This window comes from Amycolatopsis jejuensis, assembly GCF_000717335.1.
In the GTDB taxonomy this organism is placed as follows: domain Bacteria; phylum Actinomycetota; class Actinomycetes; order Mycobacteriales; family Pseudonocardiaceae; genus Amycolatopsis; species Amycolatopsis jejuensis.
In genome coordinates this window covers 1-19,423 of the sequence record NZ_JNYZ01000048.1, presented here as the reverse complement: position 1 = coordinate 19,423, position 19,423 = coordinate 1, and the positions used below count along the sequence as shown (strand labels likewise).

18 protein-coding genes are annotated in these 19,423 nt (G+C 70.1%); 5 read left to right on the top strand and 13 right to left on the bottom strand.

Features of this window, described 5'->3' with window-relative positions; genetic code table 11:
• The first annotated feature begins 572 nt into the window (after nt 1-572).
• Both OO71_RS42220 and OO71_RS42215 read left to right on the top strand, forming a co-directional pair.
• Nucleotides 573-1,013, top strand: coding sequence for a DUF485 domain-containing protein (locus OO71_RS42220; RefSeq protein WP_033295706.1), 441 nt, complete (start codon nt 573-575; stop codon nt 1,011-1,013).
• Entirely contained in the window at nt 1,010-2,608 is a 1,599-nt protein-coding gene (locus OO71_RS42215; protein ID WP_033295705.1) for a solute symporter family protein, read from the top strand. The genes OO71_RS42220 and OO71_RS42215 overlap by 4 nt, the downstream gene beginning before the upstream one ends.
• Nucleotides 2,609-2,610: 2 nt before the next feature.
• Here OO71_RS42215 and OO71_RS42210 read toward each other — a convergent pair whose 3' ends face one another.
• The 5 genes from OO71_RS42210 to OO71_RS51105 form a co-directional block, all read right to left on the bottom strand.
• Entirely contained in the window at nt 2,611-2,961 is a 351-nt protein-coding gene (locus OO71_RS42210; RefSeq protein WP_033295704.1) for a DUF3817 domain-containing protein, read from the bottom strand.
• Between the two features lie 26 nt (nt 2,962-2,987).
• Nucleotides 2,988-3,368, bottom strand: a complete 381-nt coding sequence (locus OO71_RS42205; RefSeq protein WP_425388746.1) for a hypothetical protein — start codon at nt 3,366-3,368, stop codon at nt 2,988-2,990.
• Between the two features lie 213 nt (nt 3,369-3,581).
• Nucleotides 3,582-4,484, bottom strand: coding sequence for a lytic transglycosylase domain-containing protein (locus tag OO71_RS42200; RefSeq protein WP_033295727.1), 903 nt, complete (start codon nt 4,482-4,484; stop codon nt 3,582-3,584).
• Nucleotides 4,485-4,610: 126 nt separating this feature from the next.
• Complete coding sequence (locus tag OO71_RS42195) at nt 4,611-5,093, bottom strand: helix-turn-helix transcriptional regulator (protein WP_033295702.1); 483 nt, start codon at nt 5,091-5,093, stop codon at nt 4,611-4,613.
• A 312-nt stretch (nt 5,094-5,405) separates the two neighbouring features.
• On the bottom strand, nt 5,406-5,561 hold the full coding sequence (locus OO71_RS51105; RefSeq protein WP_162186176.1) for a hypothetical protein: 156 nt from the start codon (nt 5,559-5,561) through the stop codon (nt 5,406-5,408).
• A 212-nt stretch (nt 5,562-5,773) separates the two neighbouring features.
• On the opposite strand from OO71_RS51105, the gene OO71_RS42190 reads away from it, so the two are divergent.
• Nucleotides 5,774-6,325 carry a GNAT family N-acetyltransferase gene (locus OO71_RS42190; RefSeq protein ID WP_033295701.1) on the top strand — a complete coding sequence of 184 codons (552 nt, stop codon included), beginning with the start codon at nt 5,774-5,776 and terminating at the stop codon, nt 6,323-6,325.
• Here the strand turns inward: OO71_RS42190 and OO71_RS42185 are convergent.
• Nucleotides 6,299-7,441 carry a CaiB/BaiF CoA transferase family protein gene (locus tag OO71_RS42185; RefSeq protein WP_033295700.1) on the bottom strand — a complete coding sequence of 381 codons (1,143 nt, stop codon included), beginning with the start codon at nt 7,439-7,441 and terminating at the stop codon, nt 6,299-6,301. The genes OO71_RS42190 and OO71_RS42185 overlap by 27 nt on opposite strands.
• Nucleotides 7,442-7,469: 28 nt before the next feature.
• Nucleotides 7,470-8,621, bottom strand: a complete 1,152-nt coding sequence (locus OO71_RS42180) for an acyl-CoA dehydrogenase family protein (protein ID WP_033295699.1) — start codon at nt 8,619-8,621, stop codon at nt 7,470-7,472.
• Between the two features lie 97 nt (nt 8,622-8,718).
• Here OO71_RS42180 and OO71_RS42175 point away from each other — a divergent pair, with 97 nt between their 5' ends.
• Together OO71_RS42175 and OO71_RS42170 are read left to right on the top strand one after the other, a co-directional pair.
• Nucleotides 8,719-9,327 (top strand): TetR/AcrR family transcriptional regulator, encoded by a 609-nt coding sequence (locus tag OO71_RS42175; RefSeq protein ID WP_033295698.1) that lies wholly within the window; start codon nt 8,719-8,721, stop codon nt 9,325-9,327.
• A 135-nt stretch (nt 9,328-9,462) separates the two neighbouring features.
• The gene (locus OO71_RS42170) at nt 9,463-11,076 is read left to right on the top strand and encodes a succinic semialdehyde dehydrogenase (protein ID WP_033295726.1); all 1,614 of its coding nucleotides are present in this window, start codon (nt 9,463-9,465) and stop codon (nt 11,074-11,076) included.
• 39 nt (nt 11,077-11,115) lie between these two features.
• Here the strand turns inward: OO71_RS42170 and OO71_RS42165 are convergent, their stop codons facing one another.
• From OO71_RS42165 to pyk, 6 genes are all read right to left on the bottom strand, one after another.
• Entirely contained in the window at nt 11,116-14,133 is a 3,018-nt protein-coding gene (locus OO71_RS42165) for a helix-turn-helix transcriptional regulator (protein ID WP_033295697.1), read from the bottom strand.
• A 648-nt stretch (nt 14,134-14,781) separates the two neighbouring features.
• Nucleotides 14,782-14,991: a hypothetical protein gene (locus OO71_RS42160; RefSeq protein ID WP_051793045.1), complete on the bottom strand. Its 210-nt coding sequence runs from the start codon at nt 14,989-14,991 to the stop codon at nt 14,782-14,784.
• A gap of 176 nt (nt 14,992-15,167) precedes the next feature.
• Nucleotides 15,168-15,377: a DUF397 domain-containing protein gene (locus tag OO71_RS42155; RefSeq protein ID WP_033295695.1), complete on the bottom strand. Its 210-nt coding sequence runs from the start codon at nt 15,375-15,377 to the stop codon at nt 15,168-15,170.
• A 13-nt stretch (nt 15,378-15,390) separates the two neighbouring features.
• On the bottom strand, nt 15,391-16,305 hold the full coding sequence (locus OO71_RS42150) for a helix-turn-helix domain-containing protein (RefSeq protein WP_033295694.1): 915 nt from the start codon (nt 16,303-16,305) through the stop codon (nt 15,391-15,393).
• Nucleotides 16,306-16,717: 412 nt separating this feature from the next.
• Nucleotides 16,718-17,620: an acyl-CoA thioesterase II gene (gene tesB / locus OO71_RS42145; protein WP_033295693.1), complete on the bottom strand. Its 903-nt coding sequence runs from the start codon at nt 17,618-17,620 to the stop codon at nt 16,718-16,720.
• Between the two features lie 34 nt (nt 17,621-17,654).
• Nucleotides 17,655-19,079, bottom strand: a complete 1,425-nt coding sequence (gene pyk, locus OO71_RS42140; RefSeq protein WP_033295692.1) for a pyruvate kinase — start codon at nt 19,077-19,079, stop codon at nt 17,655-17,657.
• Between the last annotated feature and the right edge of the window lie 344 nt (nt 19,080-19,423).

Sequence of the window (19,423 nt, the reverse complement as noted above, 5' to 3'; positions counted from 1 at the left end):
CGGTTACCCGGTGCTCCGGCATCCGGCGTCCGGCGGTCACCCGATCAGCCCACGGAGGGTAGCCGGACCCCTCGATGGGACTACGCTCTGTGCCCCCTTCGGGTGGGATACGGGGGAAGATGAACCCGATGTTGTGGAGATGCAGCGACTCGCCGCACGACCCGGTGATTTTTGCCAACCCTCCTTCCCTGCCTGGGAATCCCCGTCCGGGGCCGGCCCGGAGTGCCGGTCCGGGGACAGCACCCCGCCCGGCGACTACGACCGGTCACCGTAGTGGATCTTGACCGGCCCGTCACTCCGCCGTCTGCCGCAACCGGGAAGGGCACCGGCGACTCCCCGTGACATAAGTGCTCACTATTCCGAGTGATCCGCCCGTGATCTGCGGAGACTTCTCGATTACCGGCAATTTCCGGTCCGAAAAGGAATTTCGCGGGCCTCGGGAACCGGCTTTTTCCACCGATCGGCGGCGTCGTTACTATGGCCGCCTCCCAGTCCGCAAGGGCGAACCGGGTGCCACCCGAACGAGGCGCCCGCTCCCCCGCCACCACTGGCGCAAGTTGCCGGAGGCATCCATGCACAACGTCGCGCGCACGCCGGGACAGCCCGTCAGTGCCGTGGAAGAGACCGGCCGGATGCCGGCCCTGTTCGACCGCGACGGCGAGCCCGCACCGGACGGCACCCGTCCCCGCCGCACCGGCCCGGACTACGAGCGGATCCAGCGCAGCCCCGAGTTCGGCGCGCTGCGCGGCCGGTTCCGCCGGTTCGTGTTCCCGATGAGCATCGGGTTCTTCGTCTGGTACCTCGTCTACGTGGTGCTGGCCGCCTACGCGGGCGACTTCATGAGCACCCGCGTGTTCGGCCTGGTCAACGTCGGCATGCTGCTCGGGCTCGGCCAGTTCGTCACCACTGCGGTGATCACGGTGCTGTACGTCCGCTTCGCCAACCGCGAGATGGACCCGCGGGCCGCCGAGATCCGCGAACGGGCCTCCGCCACGGAAGGAACTCCCCAGTGACCACCACCGCGCTCGCCGCCGAAGCCACCCAGGCGAGCAACCCCTTGATCAACACCGGCGTGTTCGCGCTCTTCGTCGCGATCACCCTGTACGTCGTGTACCGCGCGGGCAACCGCCGCTCGTCGCGCTCGGGCTACTACACCGCCGACAGCGCCTTCACCGGACGGCAGAACGGCATCGCCCTCTCCGGCGACTTCCTCTCCGCCGCGTCGTTCCTCGGCATCGCCGGCGCGATCGCCATCAACGGCTACGACGGCTTCCTGTACTCCATCGGCTTCCTCGTCGCCTGGCTCGTCGACCTGCTGCTGATCGCGGAACTGCTGCGCAACACCGGCCGGTTCACCATGGGCGACGTGCTGAGCTTCCGGATGCAGCAACGTCCGGTACGGGCCGCGTCGGCGACGTCCACGCTGGTCATCTCGTTCTTCTACATGCTCGCGCAGATGGCGGGCGCGGGCGGTCTGGTCGCCCTCCTGCTCGACGTGCACTCCAAGCTCGGGCAGGCGCTGGTGATCGCCGTGGTCGGGCTCGTGATGGTCGCGTACGTGCTGGTCGGCGGCATGAAGGGCACCACGTGGGTGCAGATCATCAAGGCGACCATCCTGCTCGTGTCGGCCGTGCTGATCACGGTGTTCCTGCTGGGCAAGTTCGGGTTCAACTTCTCGAACCTGCTCACCGCGGCCACCGACCGCAGCCCGAAGGGCACGCAGCTGCTGGAACCGGGCGGCGCGTACGGCAAGAACGGGACGACGAAGCTCGACTTCGTGTCGCTGGCGGTCGCCCTGGTGCTCGGCACCGCCGGGCTGCCGCACGTGCTGATGCGCTTCTACACCGTGCCGAACTCGCAGGAAGCCCGCCGCTCGGTCGTGTGGGCGACGGCGTGCATGTTCGTCTTCTATTTGTGCACGTTGGTCATCGGTTTCGGCGCGGCCGCGCTGGTGGGCGCCGACGAGATCAAGGCGGCGCCGGGCGGCGAGAACTCCGCCGCGCCGCTACTGGCCCTGCACATCGGCGGCACGGTGCTCCTCGGGATCATCGCGGCGGTCGCGTTCGCGACGATCCTCGCCGTGGTCGCGGGCTTGACCATCACGGCGTCGGCGTCGTTCGCGCACGACGTGTACGCGAACGTCGTCAAGCGCGGCAAGGCCGAGCCGGAGGACGAGGTGCGGGTGGCCCGGCTGACCGCGATCGTGATCGGCGTGCTCGCGATCCTCGGCGGCATCCTCGCCAACGGGCAGAACATCGCGTTCCTGGTGGCGCTGGCGTTCGCGGTGGCCGCGTCGGCGAACCTGTCGACCCTGCTGTACTCGCTCTTCTGGAAGCGGTTCAACACCACCGGCTCGCTGTGGAGCATCTACGGCGGGCTGATCGCGTGCGTGCTGCTGGTGTTCTTCTCGCCGGTGGTCTCAGGTGCGCCGGACGCCATCTTCCCTGGCGTGGACTTCCACTGGTTCCCGCTGAAGAACCCGGGCCTGGTGTCGATCCCGGTGTCGTTCCTGTGCGGCGCGATCGGCACGTTCGTGGGCCGCTCGAAGGCCGACCCGGCCAAGCACGCGGAGATGGAGGTCCGGTCGCTGACCGGCATCGGGTCCTGAGCTCAGAAGATGTCGCGGGACGCCTGGACCCGGTGCGTCACGCGGCGTTCGACCACGAACGACACGAACGGCACGCATCCGGCCAGGAGCACGAGCACCGTGCTCTTGATCGACCAGCGGGTCTTGATCGCGAGGTCGATGGCGAGCACCAGGTAGATCATGTACAGCACGCCGTGGATCGGCGAGTACACCTGGGCGGGCGTGGCGTTGCCGAAGCCGTACCTGATGATCATCGTGACGCACAGGGCGAGCAGGCCGACCCCGGTCACATACGCGGCGGTGCGGAACCGGATCAGCGATCCGGCCACCTTGGCCTGTCGGGTTTCGGCGGCACCGTCGGTGCTGGTCGACATGGGAGCGTCCTCACTTCCACGGGCGTTCAGGACTGCTGGTCACGGGCATTGAGCTCGCGAAGGTAACGGTTGTAGGCGGCGAGCTCGTCGTCCTCCTCGGCAGGCGGCACGACGGCGGCCCGCCGGGGGGCGGGCACGCTCACCGGCGCCGCGACGACGGGCTCTCCGGCGGCCTCTTCGCGTTCGCGCAGCTTCCTGATGCGCCAGAACATGAACGCGGGGAACAGCCCGAAGAGCGGCCACTGCAGCACGTAGCCGAGATTCTGGAAGGTGCCGGCCGCGGACGTGAACCGGTCCCACTGCCACCAGGCCAGCCCGCAGCAGATCGCCAGGCTCACGAGGCACGTGGCGACGATCAGGAGCCGCCGCCCGAGAGGGGAAACGGCCGGGCCGGGATCTGCAGGCACATACCGACGCTAGCACTGACCGGCCGCCACGCTGCCGGGAGGCGTCGAGGTCGTGACCTGCGCCCCATGCGGCATCGGTTGCTCACACCGGCGGCCCGTCCGTGAAGGCCACCATCACGGAATCAGATTCCGTGATGGTTCCCTTCACGGACTTGAACCCACCGCCTTGCCGCACCCGGGCAGCCCGATCCGGCCAGGTGCCCGGGGCGGGCGTCAGCCGGTCTGCACTTGCCGAGCCGCCTTGGCGTACCCGTCGGCAAGGCCGAAGACCTTCTGCGCGTACTCCGTCGAATTGTTGTACGACAGAATCCCCGCCCACCACCCGGCGGGGCTGGCCATGTCCCGCCCGCCCGCGCACAGATAACGGGCGGCGGACAGCGCGGCGTCGTCGATCTGCTGCGGGTCACCGAGGCCGTCGCCGTTGCCGTCGGACGCCCACTTGCGCCACGTGCTCGGGATGAACTGCATCGGACCGACCGCGCGGTCGGCGACCGGGTCTCCGTCGAACCGGCCGCCGTCGGTGTCGCTGATCGCGCGGACCCCGGCCGAGCCGTCGAGCGGGACGCCGATGATCGGTTTCGACGGGCGGCCGTCGGCGCCGAGGACCGCTCCGCCGTATTGGCCGTGGTTGGACTCGATCCGGCCGATCCCGGCGAGCGTGGCCCAGGAGATGTGGCATCCGGCGTCGGCGGAGCGCATCGCGAGCTCGGCATTGCCGTACGCCCGCAGCGCCCGCGCCGGGATCCCGGTGACGCCCGCGACCTTGTTCGCCCAGCCTTCGAGCGGGTCGCCGCCGGACGGGCGGGCCGCTTGCGGCGCGGTGCCCTGTTCGGCCGCGCCTCCCGCGGCCACGGCGTTCACCGGCGCGATCGAACCGGGTTTGACGTCGGCCGCCTTGACGCTCAGCGCGGGGATGTCCGTGGTGGTCGGGCTGGCGTCCGGGGACGCCGCCCGCGTCACGATCCACACTCCGCCACCCGCGACGGCCAGCACTGCGACGACGACGGCGAGCCGGACCGCGAGTGCGGCGGCAGGTCCGCGCCGGGCGGGGGACGGGGCGGCGGGCGCCTCGTCCCCGGACTGCGCAGTGTCGGGGGTCTGTCCGGTGGCGGGCACGGAACTCCGGTCCTCCAGCGTGGCTTGGGGTTCGATCACACAACGAGCCCGCGCAGGTTAGCGTTACGCGTACTTCGTCATGAGCCCCGCCACGCCGGTTCACCCGGCCGGGTCAGGCAGATCCCGTCAGGCGGACTTCTGCTGCCGGGCGAGCCGCGCGACGCACCACGCCGGCGCACTGCCGCGGCGCAGGTGCTGCAGCACGGTCATCGGGCCGAGCCGGCGCGCGAGGTCCGACGGCGCGAGCCCCGCGGCGCGGTAGTCGAGTGCCCGCTGGTCGAGCGGGCTGAGGCCGGCGTCCCACCACTGCTCGGCCTCGGCGACGTCGCCGACCATCTGCCACCAGCCCGCGGCGGCGACGAGCAGCTCCTCCGGGACGTCCGGCAGCCGGGTGCGCATCGCGTCGAGGTAGCCGGGGTCGGCGGCCTCCACGGGCGCCCAGCGGGCGGGTCCGGACCGGGCACGCTGGCCGGGAATGCCGGGCGGAGCGGCCGGCGCATCGGCGAGCCATGCGGAGGCGATGCGGTCGACCTCCTGCTCCTCGGGGGTCTTCTCGCGCTCGGCCGCCCACTGCCGGATCAACGCGTCCACTCCGGGATCTCCGGTCATCCCTGCCTCCTCATCGGTCCCCGACGGACAGGCCCTGACCGCCTGCCCCGCTGCGCGTCCACGACTTGCACCCCACGCGTGACCGGGCGGAAGACCGCCGTGACCCGGTTCCCGGGGGACCGGAGAACCGGCTGATCACGCAATGTGAGCACCGTAGGGCGGAGCCGGGTTTCTCCGCCATACCCCGGACCCCGGAAATTCCGTGACCAGGCGGTTTCAGGGGGCAATCCACCCGGATGGTCGAGCGATGCGCCCGAATCCCGGGATCCGGTGACAGTGCGTGATTACCCTGCCGGAAGCCGCCCGGGAAGATCAGGAGAAGAGGCTCCGGAAGAAGGTGACGATCGCCTCGGCGCCGTCCTTGAGCCAGCCGAGCACGCGGTGCACGAGGTCCGCGGAGTGGGTGGGCTGCGTGATCAGGAAGAACAGCACGAGCACGACCACTCCGACCACGATGATCTTCTTCATGCCGCTCGACATAGCTCCATCCGATCCGCTCCCCCGGCGGCCCGGTCGGACGCCGGCCCTGCCCCCGCAAGGTCCCGTCCCACTGTAGTGTCGCGGCGCCCGGAAGGCCCGTTTCCGGGCAAGATCCAGCCGGAAAGATCACGACCGGGGGATGGTATCCACCATCGGGTGACGGCTGCCGCTGCCCCGGCCGTCCCGGATAGGCTCCCGCGATGGACGGTGGCGCAGACGGTGCAGTGACCCTCCGCCCGGTGCGCGAGTCCGATCTGGACTTGCTGGAGGCACTCACCAACGACCCGGACACGGCAGGCGAGTACCAGTGGTTCGGCTGGCACGATCCCGGCTACCTGCGGCGCCGCTGGCACGACAACGGCATGCTCACCACCGACGGCGGCATGCTCGTCCCCACGCTCGGCGAACGCCCGCTCGGCATGGTGTCGTGGCATCGCACCCGCACCGGCCCGCACACGTACTGCTGGAACATCGGCATGGTGCTGCTGCCCGAAGCACGCGGGCACGGCCTCGGCACCGAGGCGCAACGGCAGCTGGTGCGCTACCTCTTCGCGCACACGCAGTTCAACCGCGTCGAAGCCAGTACCGAGGCCGGAAACCGGGCCGAGGAACGCTCACTGCAGAAGGCCGGGTTCACGCGCGAAGGAATCCTGCGCGGCTTCGACTTCCGCGACGGCCAATGGCGCGACCACGTCCTCTACGCGGTGGTCCGCTCCGACCTGGCTTCAGACGATGGCACCGGCCGCGCGTAGGTTTTCCACTCCGGCGGGGTCGTATCCCAGTTCTGCCAACACATCCGCGGTGTCGGCGCCCCTCTCGTGCGGTGCTTCGGGTGTCTCCGGCGGGGTACGGCCGAACCGCGGCGCCGGTGCGGGCTGCACGGTGCCACCGATGTCGACGAACGTTCCGCGCGCTGCGTTTTGCGGGTGCGCAGCGGCTTCCCACGGCGACAGCACAGCGGTGAGACATGCGTCGGTACCGTCGGCGCGGGCGACCAGCTCGTCGCGCGTGAACCGGCTGACCGCTTCGGCGATGATCTTGCGCAGCCGCGGCCACTGGGTCTGGTCGATGTGCATCGGCAGGTCTTCGCCGTCGAGCCCGAGGACCTTGACCAGGTCGGCCCAGAACCGCATTTCGATCGCGCCGATGGCGACGTATTTGCCGTCGGCCGTCTCGTAGGTGTCGTAGAACGGCGCGCCGCCGTCGAGGAGGTTCGCGCCGCGTTCCCCCGGCCACACGCCCGCCGCGCGCATCCCGTGCAGGCTCGTGGTGAGCAGCGCGGCACCCTCCACCATGGACGCGTCGATGACCTGTCCGAGCCCCGAGGTCGTGCGCTCCTGCAACGCAGCCAGCACGCCCATCGCGAGGAGCAGGCCACCGCCGCCGAAATCGCCGATCAGGTTGAGCGGCGGTACCGGACGTTCGCCGGCGCGGCCGATCGGTTCGAGCGCACCGGCGACGCCGATGTAGTTGATGTCGTGCCCGGCCGCCTGCGCGAGCGGACCGTCCTGGCCCCAGCCGGTCATCCGGCCGTACACGAGCCGCGGATTGCGGGCGTGCACCGTCTCCGGGCCGAGGCCCATGCGTTCCGCGACGCCGGGCCGGAAACCCTCGATCAGCACGTCGGCGCGCTCGGCCAGCTGCAGGACCAGCTCTACGCCCTCGGCGGTTTTCGTGTTCACGCCGACCGAGCGCCGCCCGCGCGCGAGCGGGTCGCCGGGGATCCCGAGCACGTCGGCGCCCGGGGCCGCGCGGTCGATGCGGATCACGTCGGCACCGAGGTCGGCGAGGATCATGCAGGCGAACGGGGCCGGGGCGAGCCCGGCGAGCTCCACCACCCGCAGTCCGCCCAGTGGGCCTTGCTTCACCGGAAAAATCCTTTCGCCGCAAGGGGTTTCAGAGCGTGCGGGAGATGATCTCCTTCATGATCTCGCTGGTACCGCCGAAGATCCGCGAGATCCGCACGTCCGCCCAGGCCCGCGCGATCGGGTACTCGGTCATGTAGCCGTAGCCGCCGAAGAGCTGTACGCAGTCGTCCACGACCTTGTTCACGCGCTCGGTGGTCCACAGCTTCGCCATGGCCGCGCCTTGCACGTCGAGCTCGCCGCGCAGATGCCGTTCGATGCACTGGTCGAGGAATGCGCGTGAAACTGCGGCTTCCGTTGCGGCTTCGGCGAGTTTGAACTTCGTGTTCTGGAAGTTGAAGATCGGACGGCCGAATGCCGTGCGTTCCTTGGTGTAGTCGATGGTGAGGTTCACCGCGGCTTCGAGACCGGCCACCGCGGTCACCGCGATGATCAGCCGTTCCTGTGGCAGCTGCAGCATCAGCTGGACGAAACCCTGTCCTTCGGCGTCGCCGAGGAGGTTGGCGGCGGGCACGCGGACGTCGTCGAAGAACAGCTCGGCGGTGTCCTGGCCCTTGAGCCCGACCTTGTCGAGCACGCGGCCGCGGCGGAAGCCTGGCGTGTCGGTCTCGACCACGATCAGCGACACGCCCTGCGCGCCCGCGTCCGGGTCGGTCTTGCACGCGACCACCACGAGGTCGGAGTGGAAACCGTTGGTGATGAAGGTTTTCGCGCCGTTGATCACGTAGTGGTCGCCGTCGCGGACCGCGCGGGTCTTGATGCTCTGCAGGTCCGATCCGGTGCCCGGCTCGGTCATCGCGACGGCGCCGACGTACTCCCCGCTGGCCATCTTCGGCAGCCACTCGCGCTTTTTCTCCTCCGCCGCGTACGCCAGCAGGTAGTGCGCGACGATTCCACTGTGGACGGTGACACCCCACGCGTTGTCGCCCGCCCGCGCCTGCTCCTCGTACAGCACGGCCTCGTGCGCGAACGTGCCGCCACCGCCGCCGTACTCCTCGGGGATCGAGAGGCAGAGCAGGCCCAGCTCCCCCGCCTTGGTCCAGACTTCCCGGTCGAGCTTCTTCTCCGCCGCCCAGCGCTCCTGGTGCGGCACGAGCTCCTTCTGCAGGAACGACCGGGCGAGCTCCCGGAGGTCCTCGAGTTCGGTGGTGCTCCACGAGCTCTTCTGGATCTGCAACGGCACGGCGACGCCTCCCGCGGCTGGAAAACATGACGCTTGGCAGGTAAGTTACATCCAGAATGTACATCCGAGCCGTCCGGCAGGTAAAGCAGGAGCTGCGATGACCGAGGTCGCCCGGGGGCACCGCACCCAGGCCGAACGCCGTGAGCAGACGCGCACCGCACTGCTGGACGCGACGATCGACTGCCTGGTCGAGATCGGGTACTCCCGCGCGTCGGTGCAGGAGATCTGCAGCCGTGCGGGGGTGTCGAAGGGGGCGGTGCAGCACTACTTCGCGACCAAGGCGGAGCTGATGGCGGCCGCCGTCGAGCACCTCACCACGAAGCTGCGTACGCAGCTCGCCGCCCCGCTCGGCGAGCTGCCGCGCGGGGCGTCGGGTGTCGAGGCGGCGATCGACCTGCTGTGGACCGGGTACTCGGGGACGTTGTCCACAGCCGTCACCGAGCTGTGGGTAGCCGCGCGCACCGACCCGGAGCTGCGCGCGGCGATCCGGCCGGTGGACCGCGCGCTGGGCCGGGCAACTCTGGAGCAGATCCGCCAGGTAGCCGGTGACCTGCCGAAAGAGCGGGCGGAAATGCTGTTCTGGCTCACTGTGAACCTCACCCGCGGCCTCGCCCTCGACGCCGAACTGGGCGGCGACCCCCGCCGGCGCCGTCAGCTGCTGGACGAGTGGAAACGGATTGCCGTGCTGCTGTACTCGGGCGGCTAGCGTTCCGTGAAGGCCACCTTCACGGAACCTGATTCCGTGAAGGTTCCCTTCACGGACCTGACGCGGTGGTGTCCATACCGCCGGTATGGTGTACTCGTCGGTAACAACCGGCCGGTACCGAGGAAGGTGCGCCCAGTGACGAGGACGACCCCGGCGAAGCTCCCTGCCGACCAGCCCCTGCCTGCGACGATCGGCGCGGTGGCGGGCGCACCGTCCGCAGCTCGCGCGGCGGCGCTCGTGGCACGCGCGACCGGTGGTGCCGATTCGGCGCCGGTGCGGATGACCGCGCCGTTCACCGGGGAGCCGATCGCGTCGCTCCCCCAGGCCGACGACGCCGAGGTACGCGCTGCGTTCTCCGCCGCCCGCGAGGCCCAGCGCGCGTGGGCGACGGTGCCGGTGGCGCAGCGGCAGCGGTTCCTGCTCCGGCTGCACGACCTGGTACTCGCGCGGCAGGCGGAGGTCCTCGACCTCGTGCAGGTGGAGGCGGGCAAGGCCCGGATCGACGCGTTCGACGAGGTCAGCGCCACCGCGCTGGTCGCGGCGTACTACGGCAGGCACAGCGCGAAAATCCTGTCCCCGCGGCGGGCGCCCGGGGTGATCCCGGGGCTGACGCGGGCGGGTGAGCTGCGGCATCCCAAGGGGGTCGTCGGGATCATCTCGCCGTGGAACTACCCGCTCGCGCTGACCGCGATGGACGTGTTCCCCGCGCTGGTGGCGGGCAATGCGGTGGTGCAGAAGCCGGACAACCAGACCGCGCTTTCGGCGTTGTGGCTGCAGGAACTGGCCGAGGAGGCCGGGCTGCCGACGGGGTTGTGGCAGGTCGTGCTGGGCCGCGGGGCGCGGATCGGCGACGCACTGCTGGAGGAATGCGATTACCTGTGTTTCACCGGGTCCACGCCGACCGGCAAGGATCTCGCGGGCCGGATCGCGCGGCGGCTCACCAGCTATTCGCTCGAGCTGGGCGGCAAGAACCCGATGATCGTGCTGCCGGACGCCGACGTCGCCAAAGCCGCGGCCGGTGCCGTGACGGCGTGTTTCTCGTCCGCGGGGCAGCTTTGTGTTTCGGTGGAACGGATTTACGTGCACGAATGCGTCCGCGAGGAGTTCACGCGAGAGTTCGTGGCGCGAACGGCCGCCTTACGGCTGGGTGGCGCGCTGGATTATCACGCCGGGATGGGGTCGCTGACGTCGAAGAGTCAACTGGAGACGGTGTCGGCGCATGTAGAGGACGCGCGGGCGAAGGGTGCGCGGGTGCTGACCGGCGGCCGGGCCCGCCCGGATCTCGGACCGCTGTTCTACGAGCCGACCGTGCTCACGGACGTACGGCCGGGGATGGCGCCGTTCGCGGACGAGACTTTCGGGCCGGTGGTGTCGGTGTACGGCTTCACGGACGTTGCGGACGCGATCTCGCGGGCGAATGACACACTGTTCGGGCTGAACGCGAGCGTGTGGACGCGGAATGGGCGCGCAGGCTGGGAAATCGGCGCCCGGTTGAAGGCGGGGACGGTGAACGTGAACGAGGGTTACGCCGCAACGTTCGGCACGGTGGGCGTACCGATGGGCGGCATGAAGGAATCCGGCGCGGGACGACGTAACGGCGCCGAGGGCCTGTTGAAGTACACGGAACCGCAAGCGATCGCCGTACAGCGCGGGCTGGCGTTGCGGCCGCCGAAGCGGGTACCGGGTTCGCTGTGGGCCCGCCTGATGACGTCAAGCCTGAAGCTGCTGCGACGACTTCCGGGGCGGTAGCTCGGCTGACGAGGCTCCGGCACACGGCGAGCCGGACAATCACTCCGATGGCGCCGTGAGCAACCCCCGGTCGTACGCGATCGCCACGGCTTCTGCGCGGCGGCTGGCGCCCAGTTTCGCCATCACCCGGGACAAATGCACGCTCACGGTCTTCTCGCTGATGTACAGCTCCTCGCCTACCTGGCGGTTGGTGCGGCCGAGCGCGACGCGTTCCAGGACGTCTCGTTCGCGGTCGGTGAGCGGGTTCGGCTGGGCCCGCAGCGGCGGCGGGGTGTCGACGCCAGCGAGGTCAACGCGGGCCCGATGCGCCAGGTCGCGTACTGCGTCGCGAAGCGGGACTGCGTCGAGCTTCACCGCGAGAGCGTGCGCTGCCTCCAATGCTTCTGCCGCGCCCGGACGTCCACTGGCCAGCAGCGCCTCGGCTTGATACCGGCGGCACATCGCCTGTTCGTAAACCGCCCCGTATGCGTACGCCTCGACGGCTGCGGCCCACAGATCCGGGTCGCCCGGCCCTTCGAGCCCGGACGCACCGGCCTCCAGCCGCGCCAGCCACGCGCGGCCTTCCGGGCCGACCGTACCGGAGCGGGGATGTCCTTCCTCGGCGCAGCGGCGGCCGTGCTCCAGGAAGCGGCGGCCGGTGGCCACGAACGCGTCCGCCGCGGCCTGGTCGCCTTTCGCCCGCGCTTCGGCGGCCAGCGCGGCGATCGACGGCATGGCCAGCGCCACGATCCGGATTCCGCCGAGCAGCGACGCCTCGACCTTTTCCAGCCACCCCACCAGTTCCTCGGTGACCCGCAGTGCCTCGGCGTGGTCGCCGCGCCAGGCAGCGAGCTCGATGGCGGCGTCGCCCGCGGCGAGCGCGATCTGGACGTCTACCATCCACTGCTCGCGGAGCCCGGGCAAAATCGTTGCGGCGTCGTCGAATCGGCCCCGCGCCACCAGGAACAGCACCCAGTTGGCGAGGATCCGGGCGGCGACCGCGCTGGACACGCCACGCCCGGCTCGGCCTGCGGCGTCCTCCTTCGGCCAGTCTCCGGTGAGGTATCTCAGGTACAGCAGTCTTGCGCGCAGCTCGAGCCCATACGCACTCCAGGTGAGCCCGGTTTCCTCGGCCCGCGCCACGCCGCGCGCGGCATGCGCGAGGGCGAGGTCCATTTCGGCCTGATCGTCGTAGCTGAGGGCGAGGAAGTACATCGCGCGGATCTCGACGTTGAGAGCTCCCGAGTCATGTGCTTTCTTCTCGGCTTCGCGCAACCGCTCGCGTGCCTGTGCGGGGTCGCCTGCGCTGTCGGCCAGCGTGCCGAGCGTGACGAGCGCCGATGCCTCCGCCCCGGCTGCCCCGGCGGCCCGGGCGTCGGCGACCGCGGTGAGCGCGCTGTCGAGGGCCAGCTCCGGCGTTTCGAGCAGCCGCTGGAACCCGGCACGCGAGGCGAGCACCCAGGCTCGGCCGCCGCTCGGCTCCTGGTCGGCGACCAGTTCCCAAGCCCGCTCGATCGCCTGTACCGCCTCGTCGAACGTGCCCTCCAGCGCCAGCAGCGCTTCGGCCAGCCGGCGCCACACCTTCGACGCCCGCTCGGGCGGCGCGCCCGGCTCCAGCGCTTCGGTGGCGGACCGCGCGTACGCCACCGCCCGTTCCGGCTCGCCTGAGGTGCCCGCGAAGTACGACGCATCGCTGAGCAGCTTCAGCTCGTCGACCCCGTCTGGCCGGTGTTCCGGCGCGACGGCGTCCCAAATGGACTGGGCTTGCTCGATGTGCCGCAACGCAGCGCCCGGCGCGCCGAGTTTCTCCGCCTCGTCGGCCGCGCGCAGCAACGCGGGCAAGGCCGTCGCGAAGTCGCGGCTCTCCAGGCTGTGGAACGCCAGCTTCGCGTCGTGGCCGCGGCCTTGCGGCATCGACTGGATTCGCGCCGCGTACCCGGCATGCATCCGCGTGCGCTCACCGGGTAGCAGATCTGCGTACACCGCTTCTTGCAGCAGCGCGTGGCGGAACGTGTAGAAGCCGCGCTCGATCACCAAGACGTGGTGCTGCACGGCTTCGCGCAATGCCTCGTCGAGCTCCAGCTCGCCGAGGCCGGCCACTTGCGCGAGCGCGGCGTGCGACACCGATTCGTTGGCTGCCGAAATGACACGCAGCACGCGCCGCGTCTCGGCCGGGAAGCGTTCCAGCCGGGCGAGCAGGACTTCGGCGAGGCCGGCAGGCAAGTCCCGGCAGTCGGCGCCGGTGGCGAGCAGCTCTTCGACGAAGAACGGATTGCCCTCGGACCGTTCGGCAATGTCCGCGACGACGTCCGGCTCCAGCGGTTCCTCGGACAGCGCCGCGACGAACGCCCGCGCGTCGGCAGGCCCGAACGGCGCGAGCGGCAGCTGTTCGACCGTGGCCAGCCGGACCAGCTCGGACAGCAGGCCACGCAGCGGATGCCGCCGGTGGACGTCCTCCTCGCGGTAGCTGCAGACCACCAGGAGCCGTTGCGCACGCAGGCGGCTGAGCAGGAACGACAGCAGGTTGCGGGTGGAGGAGTCGGCCCAGTGGAGGTCTTCGAGGACGAGGACCACCGGCTGCGCCTGGCCGACTTCGGTCAGCACCCCCAGTACTGCGTCGAACAGCTGGAGCTGACCGAGATCCTGCTCAGGACGCACCCGGCGGACGCCTTCCCGTTCCCCCGCCGAGACCTCCCCGTGGTCCCCGTACCCGACCGGCTGCGGCTCCCCGTTCTGCGGCAGCAGCATCCCGAGCGCAGGCCGGGCCCGCACCGCAGCGGACACGGCCGGATCGGACGCCGACCCGAGCGGCCCGAGCGCCTCGACGAAGGGCAGGTACGGCAACCCGCCGTCCCGCACGTCGATGCACCCGCCGGTGAGGACGAGCCCACCGCAGGCCGTGACGTGCTCACGAAGCGCAGTGAGCAACCGCGTTTTGCCGACCCCGGCATCACCGGAGATCAGCACCGCAGCGGCTTCCCCACGCTCGGCACGCGCGAAGGCCGCCCGCAGCCGCCGCATCTCCTGCGTACGGGCCACGAGAGGAATACCAGAACCAAGACGAGGCACGAGATGCATTCTCACTCACACCCCCGACAGTTCCGGCATCCATTTCGCTCCGGCCCCCGGGCCCAGGAGGGTGATCTCCTGCGTGGGGACGGGTTTTTCTCGAGTTGACGGCTTTTTGCGGGCTGGTTGTGGTTGTGGCTCGGTGGGGTGTTCCCGGTTCGGCTTGGGCTTGGGTTCTGGTTCGGCTCGGGTTCTGGTTCGGCTCGGGTTCGGCTCGGGTTCCCTGTCGGGCGGGATGCGGTTTGCGGGCTTGACCTGGCCGACCGGCTCGGGCAGGTGGCCCGCCGATCAACCGGTCGAGGCCGAGCCGCGGGGTCCCTGCGAGCGCTGGCTGCCTTGTGGCCCGTCGGCCCCGGCTCGCCCGGTCCGGCCTCGCGTGTTCCGGCTTTTCCGGCCAGGCACGGCAGCCCAACCCGGCAACTGCCCTGCCCCGGCCACCGCCCGGCAGCCGAGCTTCCGCCCGGCCCGGGATGGGGTCACCACCCCAAGCCGCTCGGCCAGGCTAGCGAGCAGCCCCGCGCCATCCGGCCCGATCCGCCAACCGCAGCCGACCTGCCCCGGCCCAACCGGCCCCGGCCATTCCCGGCACCAACCCAAGCTGTCCGGCCAGCCCAACCCCGGCCCAACCGTCCGGCCAGCCCACCGAACCAAGCAGGGTCAGGCGGTGTGCCGTGCGCGGGCTTCCGGCACCACCGCCCCCGTTCGGCGTTCCTGTTCCGGTACTTCGACGTTCGTCATCCGGTGGGCGCGGACCCAGCGGACCACCCGGTTCGCCCGGCTCATGCGGGCCGCCTGGGCGGTGCGGCGGAGTTCGGCCATGCGGTAGTCCACCTCGGCGCGGGTGGCGTCCCAGTTGAGGTCGCTCATCGGTTTCTCCCCAGCTCTCCGGTCGTCTTCCTTCGTGACGTCCACTTTCGTGCTGAGGGCCCGCCCCCGGCATCAGGTGATCACCTACACCCGGGCGCGAAAAGACCCCTTACCCGCGGCGACTGCCGGAGAAAGCCAGGTCGGCGGGGGTAAGGGGTCTCAGTCGGGCGTGCGTTTCAAGCGCCTGCCGGGCCGTCGGCACGGACGGCGTCCAGCAGGCCTTGCCAGCCCGATGCGGGCAGGCGGAAGGCACCCCCTTCGGGGTCCTTCGAGTCGCGTACCGCGGCGCCGCCCTCGACGAAGGCGACCTCGACGCAGTCGTTGCCGCCGCCGCTGTAGCTGCTCTTGCGCCACTGGGCCAGGGAAAGGTCCGCGTCCGGCATCATGGTCCCCACTTCCTCACTCTTTTCTCGGTTGCGTGGTCCTCGGCAGGTGATGCACCGCGGCAGAACCGGCCGCCTGTTCGGCGAACCGGCCGGCTGCGTCGGTGATCAGCGCCACCGAATCGTCCGGTTTCAGCGCGGCTGCGCGGAGATGGTCGAACATCAGCGCGTAGCGCCGGACGTCGTCGGGCTGTTCGAGGTACAGGCCGCTGGAGGTGCTGTCGTCGACGTACACCACGTCGGGGTCGGCCTGCTCGGGGAAGCCCATGATGAGGAACGGGCCCTCCATGCCGGGGTGCGCCCCCGCGCCGAAGGGCACCACCTGGATGGTCACGTTCGGTTTCTCGGCCATGGCCGTCATCCGGAACAACTGCTCGGCCATCACCTCGGGAGTGTCGACCACGCGATGCAGCACCGCCTCGTCGACGACCGCCCAGTACTCCGGCGGCGGGTTCTCGTTCAGCAGCTGCTGACGCGCCATCCGCGCAGCCACGCGGCGGCGGATCTCGGCGTCCTCGGCGTCCGGACGCAGCGCGCGGATCACCGCATGCGCGTAGCGCTCGGTCTGCAGCAGCCCCGGTACCAGCAGCGCCTGGAACGCCCGCAGCGAAGTCGCGTCTGCTTCGAGCCCCACGAAGGTGCCGGTGAAAACCTCGTTGTAGGCGTGCCACCAGCCACGCTTGCGCGCTTCCCGCGCCAGCTGGACGAGCGCTTCCTGCTCGTCGCCGGTGATCCCGTACAGCGCGAGCATGTCACGGGCATCGCGCGGGGTGACGCCGACGTGGCCGGTCTCGATCCGGCTCACTTTCGACGCGGAGCACTCGAGTTTCTCGCCGACCTCGTCGATCGTGAGGTCGGCCGCTTCCCGCAGCCTCCTCAGCTCGCTCGAAAGGCGCCGGCGGCGAACGGTCGGTCCCTGGCCTCTCGCCACGGCAGCACCTCCGGTCCGTGTTGTTGCCCGCACTGCATATCTAACCAGCTGCACGACTAGTCAGTGGAGTATTAACACCGGGGAATTCCTGCCGGATCGGCAAGGGGTTCCCGGCGTGCGTTCCCGACCTGCATTGTGCAGAGTGCGCTTGTACTCTGACATCGCGGTGGCCCGGTCGCGAATCCTGTCGTGCCGGTGGCTCTGAGCAGCGTAGACGACGACCGTCCGAGCCTCGCGCGGGGAACCGGCGCCGACGGGCGATCTCGGTGTCCGGGGCCGACCCCCGACCGGTCCCGGGCACCTTCCCCGTCGCGCGAACATTACGCAGACATGCTTTTCCGCCGCAATTTCTCCCCGAAAGCGTGGCCTTTTCCCGCCCATTCCCGGCCGATAACCACTCTCAGTGGCACTTCTAGCGGACGCGCAGCAGACCTTCCTGGACCACAGTGGCGATATGCGTGCCTTCCCGGGTGAAGAACCGTCCGGTGGCCAGCCCGCGCGCGCCGGAAGCACTCGGCGAGGTGCTGTCGTAGAGGAACCACTCGTCGGCGCGGAACGGGCGATGGAACCACAACGCGTGGTCGAGACTGGCGCCGAGCACCTGGTCGACGTCCCAGTAGACGCCGTGCCGCGCGAGCACGGAGTCGAGCAGCGTCATGTCCGAGGCGTAGGTGAGCACGCAGACGTGCAGCAGCTGATTGTCCGGCAGGGTGCCGTCGGCTCGCATCCAGACGCGGCTGCTCGTCGGCCGTGCGCCGGTGGAGCGGGTGATCCACGGCGGCTCGCCGATGTAGCGGACGTCGATCGGCCGCGGGCGTTCGGTGAAGCGCTCCAGGCCGAAACCCTCGGCGCGCTCGAGGAAGGTGGGCAGCGTCTCCGGCGCGGGGACGTCCGGCATGGTCTCGGCGTGGTCGATGCCCGGCTCGTCCTTCTGGAACGACGCCGACAGCGAGAAAATCGCCTTGCCGTGCTGCACCGCGACCACGCGGCGGGTGGTGAACGAGCGGCCGTCGCGGATGCGGTCCACTTCGTACACGATCGGGACGCTCGGGTCACCGCCGCGGATGAAGTACGCGTGCAACGAATGGACCCGCCGCTCCTCGGGCACCGTGCGCCCGGCCGCGACGAGCGCCTGTCCCGCGACCTGCCCACCGAACACCCGCACCGGCGACTGCGCTGGCGAGACGCCGCGGTAGATGTTCTCCTCGATCTTCTCCAGGTCGAGCAGGGCGACGAGGTTGTCGAGCACCGGCTGCCCGCCGCCACCGGGGAACGCGTCGAATCCGGTGGCGGCTTGCCTGGCCATTTCGGTCATGCCGAGAAGCTACCGTGGCAGCTCCCGGAAAGGGCTAGGCGTGGTCGTCTTCACCGAGCCGGTGCACGTGGATGAGGTTCGTGGAGCCGACGGTGCCGGGCGGGGACCCGGCGACGATCACCACGAGGTCACCGCGCTGGTACTTGCCCATCTCGAGCATCGCGTGGTCGACCTGCTGGATCATCTGGTCGGTGGAGTCCACGCGCGGCACGATCTGGGTGGTGGTACCCCAGGTGAGCGCCAGCTGGCTGCGCACGCTCTGCTCCGGTGTGAAGGCCATCAGCGGCAACCGCGTGTGCAGCCGCGCGAGACGGCGCACAGTGTCGCCGGATTGGGTGAATGCGACGAGCGCCTTGGCGTTGAGCCGCTCGCCGATGTCGCGGGCGGCGTACGAGATCACGCCCCGCTTGGTACGCGGCACGTGCGACAGCGGCGGAACCACCGGCGAGTCCGTCTCGACGGCCTCGACGATGCGGCCCATCGTCTGCACCGTCTCGATCGGGTACCGGCCAACGCTCGTCTCGCCGGACAGCATCACCGCGTCCGCGCCGTCGAGGACCGCGTTCGCGACGTCGGAGGCCTCGGCGCGCGTGGGACGGGAGTTGCTGATCATCGACTCCAGCATCTGCGTGGCGACGATGACCGGCTTCGCGTTCTCCCGGCAGATCTGGATGGCGCGTTTCTGCACCAGCGGCACCTGCTCGAGCGGCAGCTCGACGCCGAGGTCACCACGGGCGACCATCACCGCGTCGAAAGCCAGCACGATGGCTTCGAGGTTGTAGACCGCTTCCGGCTTCTCGATCTTGGCGACGACCGGCAGCCGCCCCCGGCCGACGCGGTCCATGACCTGGTGCACGAGGTCGATGTCGGCGGGCGAGCGGACGAAGGACAGCGCGATGAAGTCGACGCCGAGCTGGAGCGCGAACTCGAGGTCCTCGATGTCCTTGTCGGAGAGCGCGGGAACGGAGACGTCCATCCCCGGCAGCGAGACGCCCTTGTTGTTGCTGACCGGACCGCCCTCGGTGACCTCGCAGACGACGTCCTGGCCCTCGACGTCCTTGACCACGAGGCCGACCTTGCCGTCGTCGACCAGCAGGCGGTCCCCGGGCTTGGCGTCCTTGGCGAGGCCCTTGTACGTGGTCGACACCCGGTCGTGCGTGCCGGCGACGTCCTCGACGGTGATCCGGACGACGTCCCCGGTGTGCCATTCGGCCGACCCGCTCGCGAACGTGCCGAGCCGGATCTTCGGACCCTGGAGATCCGCGAGGATCCCCACCGCCCGCCCACTCTCGGCGGCCGCGGACCGGACCAGGTCGTAGACCTGCTTGTGGTCACTGTGGCTGCCGTGGCTGAAGTTCATCCTCGCGACGTCCATCCCGGCGTCGACGAGTGCCCGCATCTTCTCCGGCGTGGAGGTGGCGGGACCCAGCGTACAAACGATCTTCGCGCGTCGGCTCACGTGAGGAGAGCGTAGTCGGTCGGAGCGCCCACGTCTGTACCGATCCCGAAACTCCGGGGGAAGAGTTCGGGAAGGATTCAGTTGAGGTAACCGGTGTTACGGGGTTGGGGGTGTCGGGTTCGGGTGGGGGACCATGCCACGTGGGGGTGGGATGGAGCGGGCGGGTTGGCGTGGTGGCGGGGGTGCGCTGGCTGGGGCGGGCAGACCGGGTTGGGCCGGGCCGGGCAGGGCAGGCAGGCAGGTCGAGTCGAGTCGGGCAGGTCGGTCGGGGGCGGGCCGAGTCGGGTCGGGTCGGTCGAGTCAGGTCGGGTCAGGCAGGTCGGTCGGGGCGGGTCGGGGCGGGG

Bases quoted from the DNA above. Each gene is read 5' to 3' on its own strand.
- OO71_RS51105 (WP_162186176.1), bottom strand. From the start codon at position 5,561: ATGAAGAAGATCATCGTGGTCGGAGTGGTCGTGCTCGTGCTGTTCTTC.
- OO71_RS42175 (WP_033295698.1), top strand. From the start codon at position 8,719: ATGACCGAGGTCGCCCGGGGGCACCGCACCCAGGCCGAACGCCGTGAG.
- OO71_RS42155 (WP_033295695.1), bottom strand. From the start codon at position 15,377: ATGATGCCGGACGCGGACCTTTCCCTGGCCCAGTGGCGCAAGAGCAGC.
- OO71_RS42195 (WP_033295702.1), bottom strand. From the start codon at position 5,093: ATGACCGGAGATCCCGGAGTGGACGCGTTGATCCGGCAGTGGGCGGCC.
- tesB (WP_033295693.1), bottom strand. From the start codon at position 17,620: ATGACCGAAATGGCCAGGCAAGCCGCCACCGGATTCGACGCGTTCCCC.
- OO71_RS42220 (WP_033295706.1), top strand. From the start codon at position 573: ATGCACAACGTCGCGCGCACGCCGGGACAGCCCGTCAGTGCCGTGGAA.
- OO71_RS42190 (WP_033295701.1), top strand. From the start codon at position 5,774: ATGGACGGTGGCGCAGACGGTGCAGTGACCCTCCGCCCGGTGCGCGAG.
- OO71_RS42210 (WP_033295704.1), bottom strand. From the start codon at position 2,961: ATGTCGACCAGCACCGACGGTGCCGCCGAAACCCGACAGGCCAAGGTG.
- OO71_RS42160 (WP_051793045.1), bottom strand. From the start codon at position 14,991: ATGAGCGACCTCAACTGGGACGCCACCCGCGCCGAGGTGGACTACCGC.
- OO71_RS42165 (WP_033295697.1), bottom strand. From the start codon at position 14,133: ATGCATCTCGTGCCTCGTCTTGGTTCTGGTATTCCTCTCGTGGCCCGT.